Source organism: Amycolatopsis sp. CA-126428 (assembly GCF_002904335.1).
Lineage (GTDB): Bacteria > Actinomycetota > Actinomycetes > Mycobacteriales > Pseudonocardiaceae > Amycolatopsis.
In genome coordinates this window covers 34,664-51,872 of sequence record NZ_PPHF01000034.1, presented here as the reverse complement: position 1 = coordinate 51,872, position 17,209 = coordinate 34,664, and the positions used below count along the sequence as shown (strand labels likewise).

Annotated in this window: 18 protein-coding genes and 1 pseudogene; 4 read left to right on the top strand and 15 right to left on the bottom strand. The window is 72.6% G+C overall.

What is annotated here, in order from left to right; genetic code table 11:
* Positions 1-80: 80 nt before the first annotated feature.
* The 6 genes from hemC to C2L58_RS10080 form a co-directional block, all read right to left on the bottom strand.
* Entirely contained in the window at positions 81-1,010 is a 930-nt protein-coding gene (gene hemC, locus C2L58_RS10105; protein ID WP_093945337.1) for a hydroxymethylbilane synthase, read from the bottom strand.
* Positions 1,011-1,027: 17 nt separating this feature from the next.
* A complete protein-coding gene (locus C2L58_RS10100) occupies positions 1,028-2,338 on the bottom strand; it encodes a glutamyl-tRNA reductase (RefSeq protein WP_103337295.1) in 1,311 nt (436 codons plus the stop codon).
* Positions 2,335-3,258 carry a redox-sensing transcriptional repressor Rex gene (locus tag C2L58_RS10095; RefSeq protein WP_103337294.1) on the bottom strand — a complete coding sequence of 308 codons (924 nt, stop codon included), beginning with the start codon at positions 3,256-3,258 and terminating at the stop codon, positions 2,335-2,337. Before C2L58_RS10095 ends, C2L58_RS10100 begins: the two co-directional genes overlap by 4 nt.
* Positions 3,259-3,606: 348 nt before the next feature.
* Positions 3,607-5,163 carry a molybdopterin-dependent oxidoreductase gene (locus tag C2L58_RS10090; RefSeq protein WP_103337293.1) on the bottom strand — a complete coding sequence of 519 codons (1,557 nt, stop codon included), beginning with the start codon at positions 5,161-5,163 and terminating at the stop codon, positions 3,607-3,609.
* A 76-nt stretch (positions 5,164-5,239) separates the two neighbouring features.
* Entirely contained in the window at positions 5,240-5,476 is a 237-nt protein-coding gene (locus C2L58_RS10085; RefSeq protein ID WP_103337292.1) for a glutaredoxin family protein, read from the bottom strand.
* 19 nt (positions 5,477-5,495) lie between these two features.
* Positions 5,496-7,007 carry an AMP-binding protein gene (locus tag C2L58_RS10080; RefSeq protein WP_103337291.1) on the bottom strand — a complete coding sequence of 504 codons (1,512 nt, stop codon included), beginning with the start codon at positions 7,005-7,007 and terminating at the stop codon, positions 5,496-5,498.
* Between the two features lie 314 nt (positions 7,008-7,321).
* Between C2L58_RS10080 and C2L58_RS10075 the strand changes: the two genes are divergently transcribed.
* From C2L58_RS10075 to C2L58_RS10060, 4 genes are all read left to right on the top strand, one after another.
* Positions 7,322-8,014 (top strand): sigma-70 family RNA polymerase sigma factor, encoded by a 693-nt coding sequence (locus tag C2L58_RS10075; RefSeq protein ID WP_103337290.1) that lies wholly within the window; start codon positions 7,322-7,324, stop codon positions 8,012-8,014.
* A gap of 114 nt (positions 8,015-8,128) precedes the next feature.
* Positions 8,129-9,199 (top strand): DUF5667 domain-containing protein, encoded by a 1,071-nt coding sequence (locus C2L58_RS10070; protein ID WP_103337383.1) that lies wholly within the window; start codon positions 8,129-8,131, stop codon positions 9,197-9,199.
* A 110-nt stretch (positions 9,200-9,309) separates the two neighbouring features.
* Complete coding sequence (locus C2L58_RS10065; protein ID WP_369904172.1) at positions 9,310-10,212, top strand: HAD family hydrolase; 903 nt, start codon at positions 9,310-9,312, stop codon at positions 10,210-10,212.
* Between the two features lie 103 nt (positions 10,213-10,315).
* Positions 10,316-11,218 (top strand): CPBP family intramembrane glutamic endopeptidase, encoded by a 903-nt coding sequence (locus tag C2L58_RS10060; RefSeq protein WP_103337289.1) that lies wholly within the window; start codon positions 10,316-10,318, stop codon positions 11,216-11,218.
* 114 nt (positions 11,219-11,332) lie between these two features.
* On the opposite strand, the pseudogene C2L58_RS50340 reads toward C2L58_RS10060, so the two are convergent.
* The 9 genes and pseudogenes from C2L58_RS50340 to C2L58_RS10020 all read right to left on the bottom strand — a co-directional run.
* Positions 11,333-11,506 (bottom strand): annotated as a pseudogene (locus tag C2L58_RS50340) (response regulator transcription factor); the annotation flags it as partial.
* The gene (locus C2L58_RS50335) at positions 11,494-11,694 is read right to left on the bottom strand and encodes a hypothetical protein (RefSeq protein ID WP_233225656.1); all 201 of its coding nucleotides are present in this window, start codon (positions 11,692-11,694) and stop codon (positions 11,494-11,496) included. The gene C2L58_RS50335 and the pseudogene C2L58_RS50340, both read right to left, overlap by 13 nt.
* 32 nt (positions 11,695-11,726) lie before the next feature.
* Positions 11,727-12,011 (bottom strand): histidine kinase, encoded by a 285-nt coding sequence (locus tag C2L58_RS50330; protein ID WP_233225655.1) that lies wholly within the window; start codon positions 12,009-12,011, stop codon positions 11,727-11,729.
* Positions 12,012-12,266: 255 nt separating this feature from the next.
* Positions 12,267-13,316, bottom strand: coding sequence for a lysophospholipid acyltransferase family protein (locus C2L58_RS10045; RefSeq protein ID WP_199191198.1), 1,050 nt, complete (start codon positions 13,314-13,316; stop codon positions 12,267-12,269).
* On the bottom strand, positions 13,313-14,356 hold the full coding sequence (locus C2L58_RS10040) for an NAD-dependent epimerase/dehydratase family protein (RefSeq protein WP_103337288.1): 1,044 nt from the start codon (positions 14,354-14,356) through the stop codon (positions 13,313-13,315). The genes C2L58_RS10045 and C2L58_RS10040 overlap by 4 nt, the downstream gene beginning before the upstream one ends.
* Before the next feature lie 255 nt (positions 14,357-14,611).
* Entirely contained in the window at positions 14,612-14,713 is a 102-nt protein-coding gene (locus C2L58_RS10035) for a 30S ribosomal protein bS22 (RefSeq protein ID WP_007030867.1), read from the bottom strand.
* Between the two features lie 178 nt (positions 14,714-14,891).
* Positions 14,892-15,107, bottom strand: coding sequence for a helix-turn-helix domain-containing protein (locus C2L58_RS10030; RefSeq protein WP_013222402.1), 216 nt, complete (start codon positions 15,105-15,107; stop codon positions 14,892-14,894).
* 193 nt (positions 15,108-15,300) lie between these two features.
* The gene (proC, locus tag C2L58_RS10025) at positions 15,301-16,113 is read right to left on the bottom strand and encodes a pyrroline-5-carboxylate reductase (protein ID WP_103337287.1); all 813 of its coding nucleotides are present in this window, start codon (positions 16,111-16,113) and stop codon (positions 15,301-15,303) included.
* Positions 16,114-16,379: 266 nt separating this feature from the next.
* The gene (locus C2L58_RS10020) at positions 16,380-17,198 is read right to left on the bottom strand and encodes a thioesterase family protein (RefSeq protein WP_103337286.1); all 819 of its coding nucleotides are present in this window, start codon (positions 17,196-17,198) and stop codon (positions 16,380-16,382) included.
* Positions 17,199-17,209 lie beyond the last annotated feature (11 nt).

Below are 17,209 nucleotides of genomic sequence, written 5' to 3'. Positions count from 1 at the left end.
CGTTTCTCCTCTTGCGGCGGCCGCGCGGGGTCGCACGGACGCAGGTCTCCTACGTCTTCTTCGAAGCGCTCGCGAGAGCGCTACTGAGCGGGGCCGGAGAGGGCTCCGGCTCCGAGGTCCAGCAGCTCGGCGGCCAGGTCCTTGCCCAGCTGGGCGGCCTGGTCCTTGTCGGCCAGTGCGATGGCCCGGACCATGTCCACCGCACCTTCCTCGCCCTCGACCGCGGCGGTGCCGCGCAGCGAGATCCGTTCCACGACCTTGCCCTCGGCGTCGAGATCTTCGACGATCTCGGCGAGCGCGCCCACCGGCGCGCTGCACCCCGCCTCGAGCGCGGCCAGCAGGGCCCGCTCGGCCGTCACCGCGGCCCGCGTGCCCTCGTCGTCCAAAGTGGACCGGAGCAGCTGCTCGAGGTCCACGTCGGCGGCCCGGCACTCCACCGCCAGCGCACCCTGCGCGGGTGCGGGCAGCATCTGGATCGGGTCGAGGGTCTCGGTGATCGCCTCGACCAGTCCGACCCTGGCCAGTCCGGCACGCGCCAGCACCACGGCATCGAGCTCGCCGTCGGTCACCTTGCGCATGCGGGTGTCGATATTGCCGCGAATCGGCACGATTTCCAAACCGAGACCCAGCGCACGCAGCTGCGCGGTGCGCCGCGCGGCCCCCGTGCCCACCGTCGAACCCGGCGGCAGCTCACCCAGCGTGAGCCCGTCGCGCGCGATCAGCGCGTCCCGCGGGTCTTCGCGGGGCGGCACGGCGGCCAGCGTGATCCCGGGCTCCGGCGCCGTCGGCAGGTCCTTGTAGGAGTGGACGATGACGTCGACCTCGTTGCGCAGCAAGGCTTCCCGCAGCGCGGAGGTGAACACGCCGACCCCGATCGTGGCGATCGGCGCCAGCGACTTGTCGCCGGGGGTGGTCACCTTGACGATCTCGACCTCGACGCCGGTGGCACGCAGGGCGTCGGCGACGGTCCCGGTCTGGGTGAGCGCGAGCTTCGAACCGCGCGTACCCATACGAATGACTCTGGTCACTACGGCTTCTTCTCTGGTGGGGGCTTCGGGCTCGCCACCGCGGCGGGCGCCTGCGGGTCGAGGCAGAACAGTTCTCGCAACGCGTTCGCGTAGTCGGTGTCGGCCGTCTCGGCGGCCAGCTGCTTGACCCGCACCGTCGGCGCGTGCAGCAGCTTGTCGACCACCCGGCGGACCGTGCGGCCGACCTCTTCGCGGACGGCGCCGTCCAGGCCGGGCAGGCGGTTGTCGAGCCGCAGCAGCTCGGCGTCGACGACCTCGGCCGCGCGGCGGCGCAGCGCGGTCACGGTCGGCGTCACCTCGGCACTGCGCTGCCCGGCGAGGTAGTCGCGCACCTCGTCGAGGACGATCCCGGTCGCCTTGGCGGTCTGGCGCTCGGTGGTCGGCGTCCCCGCCTCGCGCATCCGGCGCTGGATGGTGGCCAGGTCGACCACCCGGACGCCGGCGAGCTCGCCGACCGCCGGGTCGACGTCCCGGGGCAGGCCCAGGTCGCAGACGACGAGGTCCCGGCCGCCGCGCGGCAGCACGTGCCCGGGGCCGAAGACGGCGTCCTGCGCGCCGGTGCAGCAGATGACGATGTCGGCGTCGCGGACCGTGCCGGCGACCGCGGACAGCGGGACCGCCCGGGCCGGCACGCCCTGCTCGGTGACGTTCGCGGCGAGCCGGCGGGCGCGGGCGTCGGTGCGGTTGGCCACGGTGATCTCGCCGATCCCGGCCTTCCGCAGCTGCGACGCGCTGAGCGCGCCCATCGAGCCGGCGCCGACGATGACGGCGTGCTTGCCGGTGACGTCCCCGGCCGCGGCGAGCGCTTCGGAGACGACCGACGCGCCGAGCTGGTCGAGCCCGGTCTCGGTGTGCACGCGCTTGCCGACGCGCAGCGCGGTCTGGATCAGCTCGTGCAGCGTGCGGCCGACGGTGCCGGCCTCGCGCGCGGTGGCGTAGGCGGAGCGGACCTGGCCCAGGATCTGGGTCTCGCCGACGACCATCGAGTCCAGGCCCGAGGTGACGGAGAACAGGTGCTCGACGGCGGCGCCGGCGTAGTGCACGTACAGGCTGTCGTAGAGCTCGGCGGGCGTCATCCCGGCCTGGCGGGCGAGCACTTCGGAGACGTCGTTGAGGCCGCCGTGGAAGGTCTCGACGACCGCGTAGACCTCGATCCGGTTGCAGGTCGAGACGAGCACGACCTCGCTGACGTGCTCGGCCTGCTGCAGCTCGTCGAGGATCTTGCCGATCTCCGGCACCGGCACCGCGACGCGCTCGAGCGTGCTCAGCTCCGCACTCCGGTGCGAAAGACCGACCGCCAAAACGCTCATGAGCGCACCACCATTTCCCGTCCGCCGTCCGGACCCGTGCCGTTCCGCCTGCCGTTTCCATTGTCGGACGGCAGCACCGCACCGGGTAATCCGGAATTGCCCTGATTACCGGCGGCTAGGCCTTCACTGTCCGCTCGGCGGGCCACATGGAACGAGAGTATCTGCAGCTCGACGGCCAAATCCACTTTCCGGACCTCAATGTGAGCCGGAACTTGCAGCACGACGGGAGCAAAGTTGAGGATGCACTGGACACCGCCCGCGACCAGGCGGTCACACACCGATTGCGCCGCGGTGGGCGGGGTGGCGATCACGCCGATGGAGATGCCTCGCTCGGCGCAGATCCGGGGGATGTCGTCCATGTGCGAGACCGGGAGCCCGCCGACCGGCACGCCGATCAGGTCCGCGTCCAGGTCGAACAGCGCTTCGACCGGGAAGCCGCGCCCCGGGAAGCCGCCGTAGTTGGCCAGCGCGTGGCCCAGGTTGCCGATCCCGACCACGGCGACCTTGTGCTGCCGGGTCAGGCCGAGGATGCGCTCGATCTGGCTGACCAGGACGGCGACCTCGTAGCCGACGCCACGGGTGCCGTAGGAGCCCAGGTAGGAGAGGTCCTTGCGCAGCTTCGCGGAATTGACGCCCGCGGCCTGCGACAGCTCTTCGCTCGAAACGGTCGTCGCGCCCTGTTCCGACATTCCGGACAACACCCGGAGGTAGACGGCCAGCCGCGCGACGGCGGCCTCGGGAATGGACTTCGCCCGGACGGCCTCGGGGGCATCCCCGTTGCGGCCCGGCTCACCCGCGGGCACCGCGGGCATTTCGGCGGTGGGAGCGTTGTCGGCGTCGGGGCCGGCCGGCCGGCGGGGGCGCCGGGGCGCCCGGCCCGGGGAGTCCGCCGCGTCGCGCCTCCCCCGCTGTGTCACCACGCCGTCGTCTCCTGCCCGCTGTGCACGTCTGGCGGCCATCGCCATTCGGAACTGTGTCTTGACCCAGGACCCGGAGTCCGGTTCGATACCGGCCCGCTCCGGGCGATGGCCCTACGGTAGACCACTTGTGAACGCACGCACAAAGTCACTGGTCGGAGGCGGTTCCGGGGCGGCGGGAGGGCGACGGCGATCACGACACGGCGTCAGAATCCTTGTCCGGCAGGCACTTCCGGCTCCCGCGCGGACCGGCGGTGATCGACTGCCGCCCGGCGGCGCGGCCCCGGCCGCGCGGCGAGCGGCGCGCCGGGCCCGGTGAACGGCTCCGGCGCACTGGTCGCCCCGTGCGCGTCAGCGGGCGTCGAGGGTGACCGAGTGCCAGCCGGTGGCGCCGTCCGGGACGGGGTCCGCCCGGTTCTCCGTCTGCGTGTAGCCGTCCTGATCGGTGGCCCGGACCGACGCCTGGTGCGTCCCCTTCGGCACGCCGAGCTCGATCCACCACATCCGCCAGGTGTCCTTGCTCACCTCCGCGGCCAGCGTCGCCGGCTGCCACGGGCCCTGGTCCAGCCGGACCTCGACCGTCGCGATGCCGGTGTGCTGCGCCCACGCCGTGCCGGTCAGCCGCACCTTGCCCGCCGTGACGCCCGCGAACCCGCGCGGCGAGTCGATCCGCGATTCGGTCTTGATCGGCGCCTGCTCGGCCCACCCCCGGCTCAGCCAGTACGCCTGCCGGGCGTCCCACCGGGTGAATTCGAGAGATTCGACCCACTTCGTCGCCGACACGTAGCCGTACAGGCCGGGGATGACGATCCGCGCCGGGAAGCCGTGCTCGACCGGCAGCGGCTGGCCGTTCATCCCGATCGCCAGCATCGCGCCGCGGTCCGGGTCGAGGGCGACGTTCGCCGGCGTGCCGCACGTCCAGCCGTCGACGCTGGTGGCGAACATCTGCTCCGCGCCCGGCTGCACGCCGGCCTGGTCGAGCAGGTCGACGAGGTCCACGCCGATCCAGGTCGCGTTCGAGATCAGCGGCCCGCCGACCTCGTTGGACACGCACGTCAGCGTCACGCGGCGCTCGACCAGCGGCCGGCTGCGGATGTCGGCGTAGGAGAACTTCACCTCGCGGTCGACCATCCCGTGGATGCGCAGGCTCCAGTCCTCGGTGCGCAGCTGCGGCACGACCAGCGCGGTGTCGATGCGGTAGAAGTCCGCGTTCGGCGTGATGAACGGCGGTGAGCCGAGCTTCGCGAAGTCGGCGTCCGCGGGCAGCGGCGGCGCCGTGCGCGCCGGGACGAGCGGCCCGACGACGGCCCGCGAGTCCTCGGCGTTCGAGCTCGTCCCGGTGACCTGGCCGGCGACGGCCGCGATCCCCGATCCCGCCGCGACGCCGACCCCGGCGCGCAGGAACTTGCGGCGGTCGAAGCCCCGCTCGTCGACGACGTCCACCGGCAGCGCGATCCGGTGCAGGAAGGTGAACACCGCGAGCCCGGCGACCAGGGCGGCGACCGGCGCGAGCAGCGAAACCTGCCCGAGGTCGCTGCGCACGTACACGGCCGCGACGCCGGCTGCGCCGAGAAGCACGACGAGCACCTGCCCGGCCCGCGGCGTCCGGCGCGAAAGCTGCCCGGCGACCAGCGCGAACAGCACCAGCACGACCGCGAGCCCGAGCTTGAGCACCGGCTTGTCCCAGGTGCCCAGCGTCCGCTCGGCCCACTTCACGACGGCGGTCGGGCTGTGGTCGATGACGTAGTTGGCCACCGCGATGAACGGCGACGCCGTGTACCCGACGAAGCCCGCGACCAGGTGGCCGACGCCGAGGGCGGCGGCCAGCGCGAGGAGGCCGATCAGCGTCGCGACCGGTAGCGAAAGCCGACGCGGCGCCTCGGGCGGCGCGTCCTGCAGAGTGCTCACGTCCCCATCTTCGGAGCACGCGGGCGCCACGGCGGCCCGAGGTGGCTTACGGACGTGTTACGGCTCACCGCCGGGGTCAAGCGAGCGCGCGCCGGAGCCGGTCCTCTTCGACGCGCCAGTACCCGTGCTCGGCGCCGTCGACCAGGATCACCGGGACGCGGTCGCCGTACTCCGCGCGCCACTCCGGGTCGGTGTCGACGTCCTCGGCCGTCCAGGCGACGCCGAGCTCGCCGCAGATCCGGGCGACGTCGGCCTCCGCGACCTCGCAGAGGTGGCAACCGTCCCGGCCCATCACCGTCACTTCGTGCGCCATGGCGTCCTTCCTACCGCACCTACCGCAACCGCAGGCGGCGCAGCTTCCCGGTGGCCGAGTGCGGCAGCGACTCGGCGAACTCGACCAGGTGCGGCACCTTGTACCCGGCCAGGTGGGCCGCGCAGTGATCGGCGACCTGCTGCTCGGACAGCGCCGCCCCGGCCGCCGGCACGACGACCGCCTTGACCGCTTCGCCGCTGCGCTCGTCGACGACGCCGACGACCGCGGCCTCGGCCACCTCCGGCAGCTGCCCGATGACCTCCTCCACCTCGCGGGGGAAGACGTTGAAGCCGTTGACGATGATCAGGTCGTTGGCCCGGTCGACGAGGTGCAGGTCACCGTCGGTGTCGAGGTAGCCGACGTCGCCGGTGCGGAACCAGCCCTCGGCGTCCGGGCCGTGCCCGCCGTCGGGCCAGTAGCCGGAGAAGAGGTTGGCGCCGCGGACCGACACCAGCCCGGTCTCGCCCTCGGCCTCGAAGACGTCGTCGACGTCGTCCGGGTCGAGCGGCACGGCCTGGTCGGTGCCGTCGCTGTCCACCAGCCGCAGCTCGATCCCGGGCAGCGGCCGCCCGACCGAGCCCGGCTTCGGGTAGCCGGTGACCAGCGTCGACGTCACCACCGGGGCGCATTCGGTGAGGCCGTAGCCCTCGTAGACGTCGAGGCCGGTGGCCTCGCGGATCGCGCCCAGCACCTTCGGGTGCAGCGGCGCGGCACCCGACGTCATCCGCCGCACGGTGGCCAGGCCGCGGCGGAGCTCGTCGGCACCCAGCGCGGCGAACTCCCCGTACATCGTCGGGACGCCGGTGATCGAGGTGACGCGGTGTTCGGCGCAGTCGTCCAGCGTCCGCTGGGCTTCGAAGCGCTCCGAGAGGACCGCGGTCGCGCCCACGGCGACCGCCTGCAGGAGGCCGGGCCCGAGGCCGTAGACGTGGAAGAGCGGGATGGTGATCAGCACGCGGTCGTCGTGTTCGAGGACACCTTCGACCCCGCTGATCTGCTCGAGGTTGGCCAGCAGCGCGCGGTGCGACAGCATCACCCCGCGCGGCGGCCCGGTGGTGCCGGACGTGTACGAAACGACCGCGATGTCCTCCCCGGACCGGCCGGCGTCGGCGAATTCGCCTCCTCCGTCCGGGTCACCCACGGGCGTGAGACCGCTCACGCCGTCCGGGAGATCCTCGTCCGCGTCGCGCTGGACGACGACCTTCGCGCCGCTGTGCTCGAGCAGCTTCGCGAGCTCGGGCCCGGGCACCTGCGGCGACAGCGGCACGACGACCGCCCCCGCCCGCAGCGCGCCGAAGAAGGCGACCACGAAGTCCACCGACGTCGGCAGCCGCACCCCGACCCGGTCCCCCGGCGCGACGCCGGCGTCCGCCAGCCTGCGGGCCTGGGCCTGGGCGGCCGCGTCGACCTGGCGGTAGGTCAGGCCGCGTCCGGTGCCGGTCTCGAGCACGGCCGGGTGCTCCGGCCACGTGGCCGCGGCCCGTGTGAGCAGCCCGCCGACCCCCGGCTGCGTCCCCTCTGGAGCACTCACCCGCGACCCACCTCTCCTCGCCCGGCGCCAACCGTTGCAAGTCTGTCATCTGAAGCGACGTCATGGGTGCTGACCGCGAGCGTCGCGTCTGCGCAACCCCGGAACCACTACCTACTTAGCGGTAACAACACGTATGCTGCACTGCGTCGCGCCGGTGGTGTTGATCACCGCCGCGACCGGAGAGAGGGAGTCGCCGTGAGGAACTTGCCTGCCCACGAGGTCGTGGGGCACGCGAGCCGGCCGGCCCCTGCTCGTCCGGATTCCGGGGGTACCCAGGCCCGCTGGGCCGAAGCCACCGCCGGAGGTGCCGCCCGATGACCGTCCCGACCGCCGTCAGCCGCGGGCCCGTCTTCATGTTCGCCGAGCGCGTCTTCGGACGGACGCCGGCCGTGCCGCTGAGCCGGCAGGCGGCCGACGACGAGCGCGCCGAGGCGGCGAAGGCCGAGGCCTGGGACCTGGTGCGGGCCGCGCAGGACGGCGACACGTCCGCCTTCGGCCGGCTCTACGACCGGTACGTCGACGTCGTCTACCGGTACGTGCTGTTCCGGCTCGGTGACCGCGACCTCGCCGAGGACGTCACCAGCGAGACGTTCCTGCGCGCGCTGCGCCGCATCACGTCGGTGAGCTACCAGGGCCGTGACGTCGGCGCCTGGTTCGTCACCATCGCCCGCAACCTCGTGCTCGACCACGTGAAGTCGAGCCGGTTCAAGCTCGAGGTGGTCACCGACGAGGTGACCGAGCCCGGTTCGGCGCCCTTCACCGTCGGTGCGGCCGTCCAGGTGGGCCCCGAGCAGGAGGCGATCAGCCGCGCCACCCGGGCCGAGCTCCTGCGCTGCGTCGCCGAACTGGGCGAAGACCAGCGGGAATGCATCGTCCTGCGGTTCCTGCAGGGCCTGTCCGTGGCCGAGACGGCCGAGATCATGAACCGCAACGAAGGGGCGATCAAGGCGCTCCAGCACCGCGCCGTGCGCCGATTGGCACAACTTCTGCCCACCGGATTGCGCTGAACCCGCGAACTTTTCCGTTCGTCGGCCGAAACCGGTAACCCTGGCGGCTGCTGGATCGTTACCCCACGCAGACCGGTGTCAGGCCGGCCGAAGCCCGGGATGGAGAGCAGCGCCGTGAGGTTTGCGCGTGAGCGAGCCGAGAGCGAGCGGTTCGCGCGCGCCCTGGAACCGTCGCCGGTGCGCCGCGACGGCGAGTTCGCCGACGAACTCGCGCTCGTCGGCGCGCTGCGGGACCTCGGCGCGGCCGGGTCCCCGGACCTGGAAACCCGGCAGCGGATCCGCGCGGAGATCGCCGGCCGCCTGGAGACGGCGGCGGCCACCACCCCACGTCGGAGGTGGCGGCCGCGGACCGCCGACCTGGTGGCCGCCGCGCTCTTCCTCGTCCTCGTCCTCTCGGGGCTGACGCTGGTGCTCTCGCGCACCGCGCTGCCCGGCGACCCGCTCTACACCGTGAAGCGCGCCGGCGAGTCGACCGCGCTGGGCCTCACGTTCGGTGACCAGGAGAAGGCGCGCAAGCACCTCGAATTCGCCACCAACCGGATCACCGAGCTCGGCGAGCTGGCCACCCAGGGCGCGAGCGAAGCCGACTACCGGACCGCGTACGACGATTTCGCCGCCGACCTGCGGGCCGGCGTCGCCCAGCTGTCCGTCGCGGCGACCAGCGACGGCGGCGGCACGCAGGCGCTGTCCGACGTCCGGCTGTGGGCGCGCAACCAGGCGGCGAGGCTGGGCGCGCAGCCGCTCCCGGCCGACGCGGCGCCGGTGTTCGGCGACGTCCGGGAGCTGCTCGGCAAGGTCCAGGAGCGCACCAGCGGCCTGGTGGCGCGGATGAACTGCTACCGGATCACCACCGGCACGTCCGACGAGCTGGGCCCGCTCCCGGCGACCGGCGAGTGCACGCAGCGGCCCGTCCCGTCCACCGGCAGCCAGCCGACGTCGGCGTCGGTCTCGCCCTCGTCGCAGGAAGGCACCGCACCGACCGTGACCGGCACGCAGCTGCCCCCGTCGGACGCCGCGGCGACCCCGGGCATCCCCGCGCCGACCGGCGGGGTGACGCCGCCGCCGGTCTTCGGCCAGCCGTCGACGACCTCCCGGCCGCCGACGACCACCACCACCACACCCCCGCCGCCGCTGGTGTCGATCCCGCCGCTGCTGCCGGGCCTGCCGCCGATCGTGATCGGCTGAGGTCCCGCCCACACCTGCGACGGCGCGGTGGGCGGCTCGCTACGCTGTGCGAAGGACCCGGACGTTTTCAGGAGCGTGGCCAGACGTGGGCAGACGTGGAGGCGGTGTGCGTGTCAGCTTGGCGTGGCAGGGATAAGAGTCAGGAGCTGGAACGGCTCGCCGCGCTCGCGGGCGAGGCGTCGGCCGAGGCCGCCCACGCCCGCGTGGTCTCCGAAGCCGCCGAGCCCCCCGCCCCGCCGGCCCCGCCGGACCTGACCGCGGCCGCGTTCTTCGACGTCGACAACACGATGATGATGGGCGCGTCGATCTTCTACTTCGCCCGCGGGCTCGCGGCGCGGAAGTTCTTCACGTCGTCGGACCTGGCCGGGTTCGTCTGGGGCCAGATCAAGTTCCGGCTCGGCGGCCGCGAGAACAAAGAGGACATCAAGACCCACCGCGAGCGCGCACTGTCCTTTGTGGCCGGCCGCACGGTGGCCGAGCTGACGTCGATCAGCGAAGAGATCTACGACGAGCTGATGGCGGACAAGATCTGGTCCGGCACGCGCGCGCTGGCCCAGATGCACCTGGACGCGGGCCAGCGCGTCTGGCTGGTGACGGCCACCCCGATCGAGCTGGCGGCGATCATCTCCCGCCGCCTGGGCCTCACCGGGGCGCTGGGCACGGTCGCGGAGACCCGCGACGGCGTGTACACGGGCCGCCTGGTCGGGGACTTGCTGCACGGCCGCGCGAAGGCCCACGCGGTGCGGGCCCTGGCCTCCCGCGAGGGCCTGAACCTCAAGCGCTGCACGGCGTACTCGGACTCGGCGAACGACATCCCGATGCTGTCGGCGGTGGGCACCGCGGTGGCGGTCAACCCGGACGGCGGCCTGCGGGACGTGGCCCGGGCCCGCGGCTGGGAGATCCGCGACTTCCGGACCGGCCGCAAGGCGGCGAAGATCGGCGTGCCTTCGGTGCTCGGAGCCGGCGCGCTGGCCGGCGCCGTGGCGGCGGGCATGGCCTACCGCCGCCGGTAGCGCCTGCGCTACCACCTTTTCGGGTGCGCGCGGGAATGACCCGGCCGCCGCCGGCTGATGTGCTTTCCGCATCGGAAAAGCAGCTTCGGCGAAGGGCAGTGCGGTGGCGACCCGAGTGGACATCGAAGAGCGGAGCAGTGACAGCGGCGGCCTGCGGGACAGCATCCGCAGACACCCGCTCACGTGGTTCTTCGTCCTGGCCAACCTGCTGAGCTGGGTCGCGTGGACGCCCTACATCCTGTCGGAGAACGGGCTGGGCGTCCTGCACTTCCGGTTCCCGGAGGTGCTCGGCACCGCGCAGTTCGCCGGCGTCCTGCCGGGTGCCTACCTCGGCCCGATCGGCTCGGCGTTCCTCGTCACCGCGATCGCCGACGGACGCACGGGGCTGCGCCGCTGGACCGCGCGGCTGTTCAAGTGGCGGGTCAACTGGCTCTGGTACGTGGCGGTCGTGGTCAGCGTGCCGGCCGCGCTGACGATCACCACGATCGCGCTGTCGGAGCAGAACCCCGTGTTGCCCGCGGTGGCGACGCTGGTGGCCTACGTGCCCGGCCTGGTGCTGCAGATGGTCACGACCGGGCTCGCGGAGGAACCCGGCTGGCGGGACTTCGCGCTCCCCCGTCTCCAGCAGCGCTTCGGGCCGCTCGGCGGCACGCTGGTCCTCGGCCCGCTGTGGGGCGTGTGGCACCTGCCGCTGTTCTTCAGTGAATGGGGCGGCTGGCCGGACGTCACCTGGCTGACGGTGGTCGAGTTCGTCGCCACCTGCGTCACCTTCAGCATCATCATGACCTGGGTGTTCAACCGCACCGGCCAGAGCCTGCCGCTGGCGATGCTGCTGCACACCAGCGTCAACAACTTCTTCTCGCTCGCCTGGTCGGAAATGTTCCCGTCGCTGACGGTCCGCGACACGACACACGCGTTCCTGCTCGCCTCGACCGTGATCGCCCTCGTGCTGCTCGTCGCGACCCGGGGACGGCTGGGCTACCGGCGGGCAGAAGTCACCCCCTGAGCCACCCTCACCGCCCGGTCACGACGAGCCGTTCGGCGATCGCGCTGTTGCCCAAGCTCTCCGCCATCAGCGCCAGGACTTCGCGTTCCCGGGCGCTGAGGCGGCCGAGCCGGTTGTCGGCGGCATCCGGACGTCCACAATGGCCAGATCCGGCGCGTGTTCGTCCACCGCCGCCAGGAAGTCGACGGCGTTGGCCACCGCCGCCCGCACGTCGACGCCCTCGGCGCGCAGCAGCATCGCGACCCCCTCGCGCAGCAGCAGGTCGTCCTCGGCGATCACGATCCGCACGGCAGGCTCACCCTCTGCGTCGTCGGGCCGCCGGCCGGGCCGGCCAGTGCGAACGACCCGTCGTGGGCCTCGACGCGGCGCCGGATGCCGGTCAGCCCGGACCCGGTGTCCTCGTGCGCCCCGCCGCGGCCGTCGTCGCTGACCTCCACGTGCACCCGGTCCCGCTCGCCGCGGAGCCGGACCGTCACCGTGTTCGCCCCGCTGTGCCTGGCGACGTTCGTCAGCGCCTCGCGACCACGAAGTAGGCCGTCCCCTGGACCGAGACGGCCGGCCGGCCCGGCAGGTCGGCGTCGATCCGGCAGGTCACCGGGCAGTCGGCGGCCGGCGCGGTGAGCGCGTCGGGCAGGCTGCGTTCGGTCAGCACCGGCTGGAGGACACTGCGCACCACCGCGCGCAGTTCGGCGAGCGCCTGCTCGCCGGCGTCCGGGGCGCGCTCGAGGATCTCATCGGCCGCCGCGGGATCCCGCGTCAACGCCCGCTTCGCCGCACCGAGCAGCACGTTCACCGCGACGAGCCGGTTCTGCGTCCCGTCGTGCAGCGACCGTTCGATGCGCCGCAGTTCGGCGGCGTGGGCGTCCAGCGCGGCCGCGCGCGTGGCGGTCAGTTCGGCGACGCGCAGCGCGAGGTCGGTGCCGCGGTGGGGTGCCGGCAGCCGAAGGTGCTGTGGCAGCCGAGCCAGCCCAGTTCGCGCCGGACGGGCCCATCTGCACCGCCTGGCCCCGGAGAGGACAGAGCACCTCCTCGGGCCGGAGTGGCCGGCTCAGCCGCGGAAGACGGACTTCCGCTGCGAAAGCCGCCGGTACAGCGTCTGCTGGATCGACTCCCGCACCTGGTCGGTCAGCTGGAACACCAGCATCGGGTCGTCGACGGCGTCCGGGCCGTAGGAGTCGGTCGCGATCGGCTCGCCGAACTCGATGCTCCACTTGGTCGGCAGCGGGACCGCGCCCAGCAGGCCCAGCATCGGGAAGAACGGCGTCACCGGGAAGTACGGCAGCCCCAGCATGCGGGCCAGCACCTTGATGTCACCGAGCTTCGGGTAGATCTCTTCGGCGCCGATCACCGACACCGGGATGATCGGCACGCCGGCGCGCAGCGCGGCCGACACGAAACCGCCGCGGCCGAAGCGCTGCAGCTTGTAGCGCGAGGCGAACGGCTTGCCGACGCCCTTGAAGCCCTCCGGCCACACCCCGACCAGCTCGCCCTTGCGCAGCAGGCGCTCGGCGTCCGCGTGGCAGGCCAGCGTCTGGCCGGACTTGCGGGCGAACGACCCCACGAGCGGCACCTGGAACACCAGGTCCGCGCCGAGGCCGCGCAGGTGCCGGCCGCCGGTCTCGTCGTGGACAGCCACCGCCGTCATCAGGGAGTCGAGCGGGATCGTGCCCGAGTGGTTGGAGACCAGCAGCGCGCCGCCGGCCGCCGGGAGGTTCTCGACGCCGTGCGTGTCGACGCGGAACCACTTCTGGTACAGCGCGCGCAGCGGCGGCAGGAACACCGCCTCGGTGAGCTCGGCGTCGAAGCCGAACTCGTCGACGGTGTAGTCACCGGTCAGCCGGTCGCGGAGGAACCCGAGCGCCGACCGCGCGGCGTCCGAAAGGGGCTCGGCCGGCGCCGGCTGCTCGACGCCGCCGGGGAAGGCGACGACCGGCGCGTCGGCCCGGGCGGCTTCCTGCTCGCGCAGGTCCTGCTCCGCCGTCACCGCCTCGGGCTTCTCCCGGCCCGGTCCGTGCAGGGGGATGACCTGCGCCTCGGCACCGCCCACCGTCTCCGCCTCGCTTCCGAAGTCGTCCCAATCGTCGTGCAGCCTGGTCACCGGCTCTGACCCGTTGCGGCGGCGACGAGCACCTTGCCGGCCAGTCCGGCCAGTCTGCCGCCGTCGAGCACCGGGCGGAGCCCGCGTCCGACGATGTAGTCGTCGAACGCCTCACGCGTGGTCCACCGCGGGGTGTACCCGAACTCCTGCTTCAGCTTGGCGATGTCGACCACCCGGCCGAAGTTCAGCAGCCGGACCTGGTCGGCGGAGAAGTCCACCACCCTGGCGCCGCGCAGCACCTTGCCGACCGACGGCACCACACTCCGCGGCATCGGCAGCTCGACCCGGCCGGCTCGCCGGATCGCCTGCGAAAGGGTGAGTACCCCTTCCGCGCCGACGTTGAACACGCCGGGCTGGTCGGTCAAGGTCGCCCGCTCCAGCACGGACAACGCGTCGGAGGAGTGCAGCAGCTGGATGCGCGCGTCGTAGCCGAAGACCGTCGGCACCACCGGCAGCGCGAAGTAGCGCGCGAGGACGGTGTCGGTCTCGGGGCCGATGATGTTGGCGAAGCGGAACAGCGTCGTGGTGATGTCCGGGCGGCGGCGCACCAGGCCGCGCACGTACCCCTCCATCTCGACGGCGTCCTTCGCGTACCCGCTGGTCGAGGTGGGGATGAGCTCGGAGTCCTCGGTGAACACCGCCTGCGAGCGGGCGCCGGCGCCGTACACCGCCGCCGTCGACTTGACCACCAGCTTCCGGACCAGCGGCGACCGCTGGCAGGCGGCGAGCAGCCGCATGGTGCCGATGACGTTGACTTCCTTGATCGCCGTGCGGCGGCCCGGCCCGGCCGGGTGCGCGGTGCAGGACGCGTGCACCACCGTGTCGACCTGGGCCGTGCTGATCACCTTCGCGATCAGCGGGTTCCTGATGTCCGCGCGGACGAACTCCGCGTGGCCCATGCGCTGCAGGACCGTCTTGTCCGGCGGGACCGTGTCGACACCGATGACCCGTTCGAAGTCGGGGTTGTTGCCCAGCCGGGCGAGCAGTTTCCCGCCCAGTTCCCCGGCGACCCCGGTGACGAGCACGATGTTCGACGGCATGCGACTCCCTGCGGCGTAGGGCATGTGGGGGGTGGACGGTCACCCGAGGCGCGCGAACCTGCACTCACTGGCAGCATCGCGCGGACGCCGTTGAGATGTTACCGCTCTTCAGTGGTAGCTCCGGCCCATCTCACGTGCTATTAACACCGGTTTCGCCGGAAAGCGACGAACGCCTCACTCGAACGGGCGGACCTGCCCACCACATGGACGTGGCCCGTCCAGAGACTGGACGGGCCACGGTCACGCTCAGCAGGCTTACTTGCCGGCCTTACGACGCTGGACGCGCGTACGGCGAAGCAGCTTGCGGTGCTTCTTCTTCGACATGCGCTTGCGGCGCTTCTTGATCACAGAGCCCATGGGCGCTCCTTAGGTCGACGTCGGTCACGCTGCCCGGCGCAGCGTCCAACGGGTGGAGCGCACAGGCACGAGCGGTTTTCCAGGTTACCCGTCTCCCCGGGCGGGCCAGTCGGCGGGCCGGTCGGCGGGCACGTCGTAGCGCTGCGCGCCGCTGGCCACGGCGTGCCCGGCAGCCGGTTCAACCCACGTCGTAGTAGGCACCTTGGAGGTACTCGTGCACTGCTTTCTCCGGCACCCGGAAGGACTTCCCGACCCTGACGGCGGGCAGCTCACCCGAGTGCACGAGACGGTAGACGGTCATCTTGGAGACCCGCATCAGCGTGGCCACTTCGGCGACCGTCAGAAACTGGACCTGCCCGACGGCGGGCAAATCCTCCTTTTTGTTCGGAGACATGTTTACCGCGTCCTTCGACACGTGTCGCGCCACGAGGCTTCCCCACCTGTGGTATCGACACGCACGTGCTCTATCGAGAGTAGCGGGACTGGTGGGACTAATGCGACGCCTGTCACCGAGATGGGCCCCTACCAGCGCTAACGCACAAGCACCCGCGCGTGCAAGACCCGGGCGATCGCCCTTTCCGGGGAAATCAGGCTTCGTCGTGGGCCTTCCCGAGCTCCACCGAGCGGTCCTTGGCGGCCTCGATGGCGGCCAGCAGCGCGGCGCGGACGCCGTGCTTCTCGAGCTCGCGGATGGCGTTGATGGTCGTCCCGGCCGGCGAGGTCACGGCCTCGCGCAGCAGCACGGGGTGCTCATCGGATTCGGCGAGCATCTTCGCCGCCCCGACGGCCGACTGGATGATCAGCTGCCCGGCGAGCGCCCGCGGCAGGCCCAGCAGGATGCCGGCGTCGATCATGGCCTCGACCAGGTAGAAGAAGTAGGCGGGGCCGGACCCGGACAGCGCGGTGACGGCGTCCTGCTGGCTTTCCGGCACCTCGACGACCTGCCCGACGTGCGAGAGCAGGTCCCGCACCACGGCGAGGTGTTCGGCGGTGGCGTGCCGCCCGGCGGAGATGGCGCTCATGGCCTCGTTGACGAGCATCGGCGTGTTTGGCATGACCCGCACGACGGGAACACCGTCGGCGAGCCGCCGTTCGTAGAGCGAGGTGGGCAGCCCGGCGCACAGCGACACGACGAGCGACGACGGCCCGAGCAGCGGCGCGAGCTCGTCCAGAACGGGCTCGATGTCCTGCGGCTTGACGGCGACAACGAGCACATCGGCCCGCTTGGCGGCTTCCTCGACCTCGACGCCCCGGACGCCGTAGCGGCTGGTCAGTTCGTCGGCGCGCGCCGGGTACCGCTCGGTGAAGAGGAGGTCGCCGGCGTCGTGGCCGCCGTGCAGCAGCCCCGAGAGCAACGCCTCGCCGATTTTGCCCGCACCCAGCACCGCGATGACCGTCATGGAGCCCAGCGTGCCAAACCCACCGGGGGCGCCGAGTGCCGGGGCGAGGTGCCGGGAGTGGGGCGGGCTCGCTTGCCGACCGGGTGCCCGCGGCCCCCACTCGGGGGCCCACGGCCGGAGCTTGGCGGAGCCGCTCGCTGGGGCCGGGCCGCCGCAATCAGCACCGAGCCACGCGCGGGCTCGCCGGGACCGTGCCAGAGCCGCTCAGCACCCAACCGGCCCGGCAGCCGTGCCACCGCGCACCCCACAACCGCTCCAACCGGCGCTCAGCCGCCCGGTGCCGGGGCCAGGCCCAGCTGCCGGGCCTGGCACACCAGCCGGCCCTGGGCGTCCACCACCGTTGCGTCGGAGTCGAACCAGGACTCGTGGACCGACCTCGACTCCACCACCACCCGCAGCCAGCCCGGCGCCGGGCGGGTGCGCAGCAGGGCCGTCAGCTGGACCGTCGGCGCCCAGCCGATGCGGCCGAGGTTCATCACCACCGGCGGGTTCACGTCGGACGCCAGCAGCGAAAAGTACGGGTCGACCAGGCTGTGCCGCGGCCGGACCCACAGCCGCATGCGGGGTGGCTCGTCCGTGCGGCCGGTCAGGTAGCCCGCGGTCGCCGGGTCCAGGCGGACCTCGCACCCCTTGGCCAGGTTGAACGGCCCCTCGGTGCTCTCCGCCATCGCCAGCGCCCCGGGCGGCGGCTCGGCGGGCATCGACGGCACGTCCGTCCACTCCGGGCGGCGCATCGGGAGCCGGCCCGTCGTCACCCTGGCCTCGACGCAGCTGCGGCCGCGCTGCTCCAGCCGGACCTCGACCACCGTCGCCCGGCGGCCGACCTTGCGGACGTCCGTGCGCAGCAGCACCGGGCCGAGCGCGGGCGCGTGCAGGAACTCCGCGCTGACGACCAGCGGCTCCGCGTGCGGCTCACCGCGCTCGTGCAGGGCGGCGATCGCCGCCCGGGCCAGCAGGGCGAGCAGGAAACCACCGTGCGGGTGGGAACCGATGGCCCATTCCGCGCGCAGCACCGCGGTGAAGGTGCCGTCCCCCAGCGACCGCGCCGCACTCGCCGTGTCGAAGGACACGGCGGTGCCGTCCATTCCGCTCACGA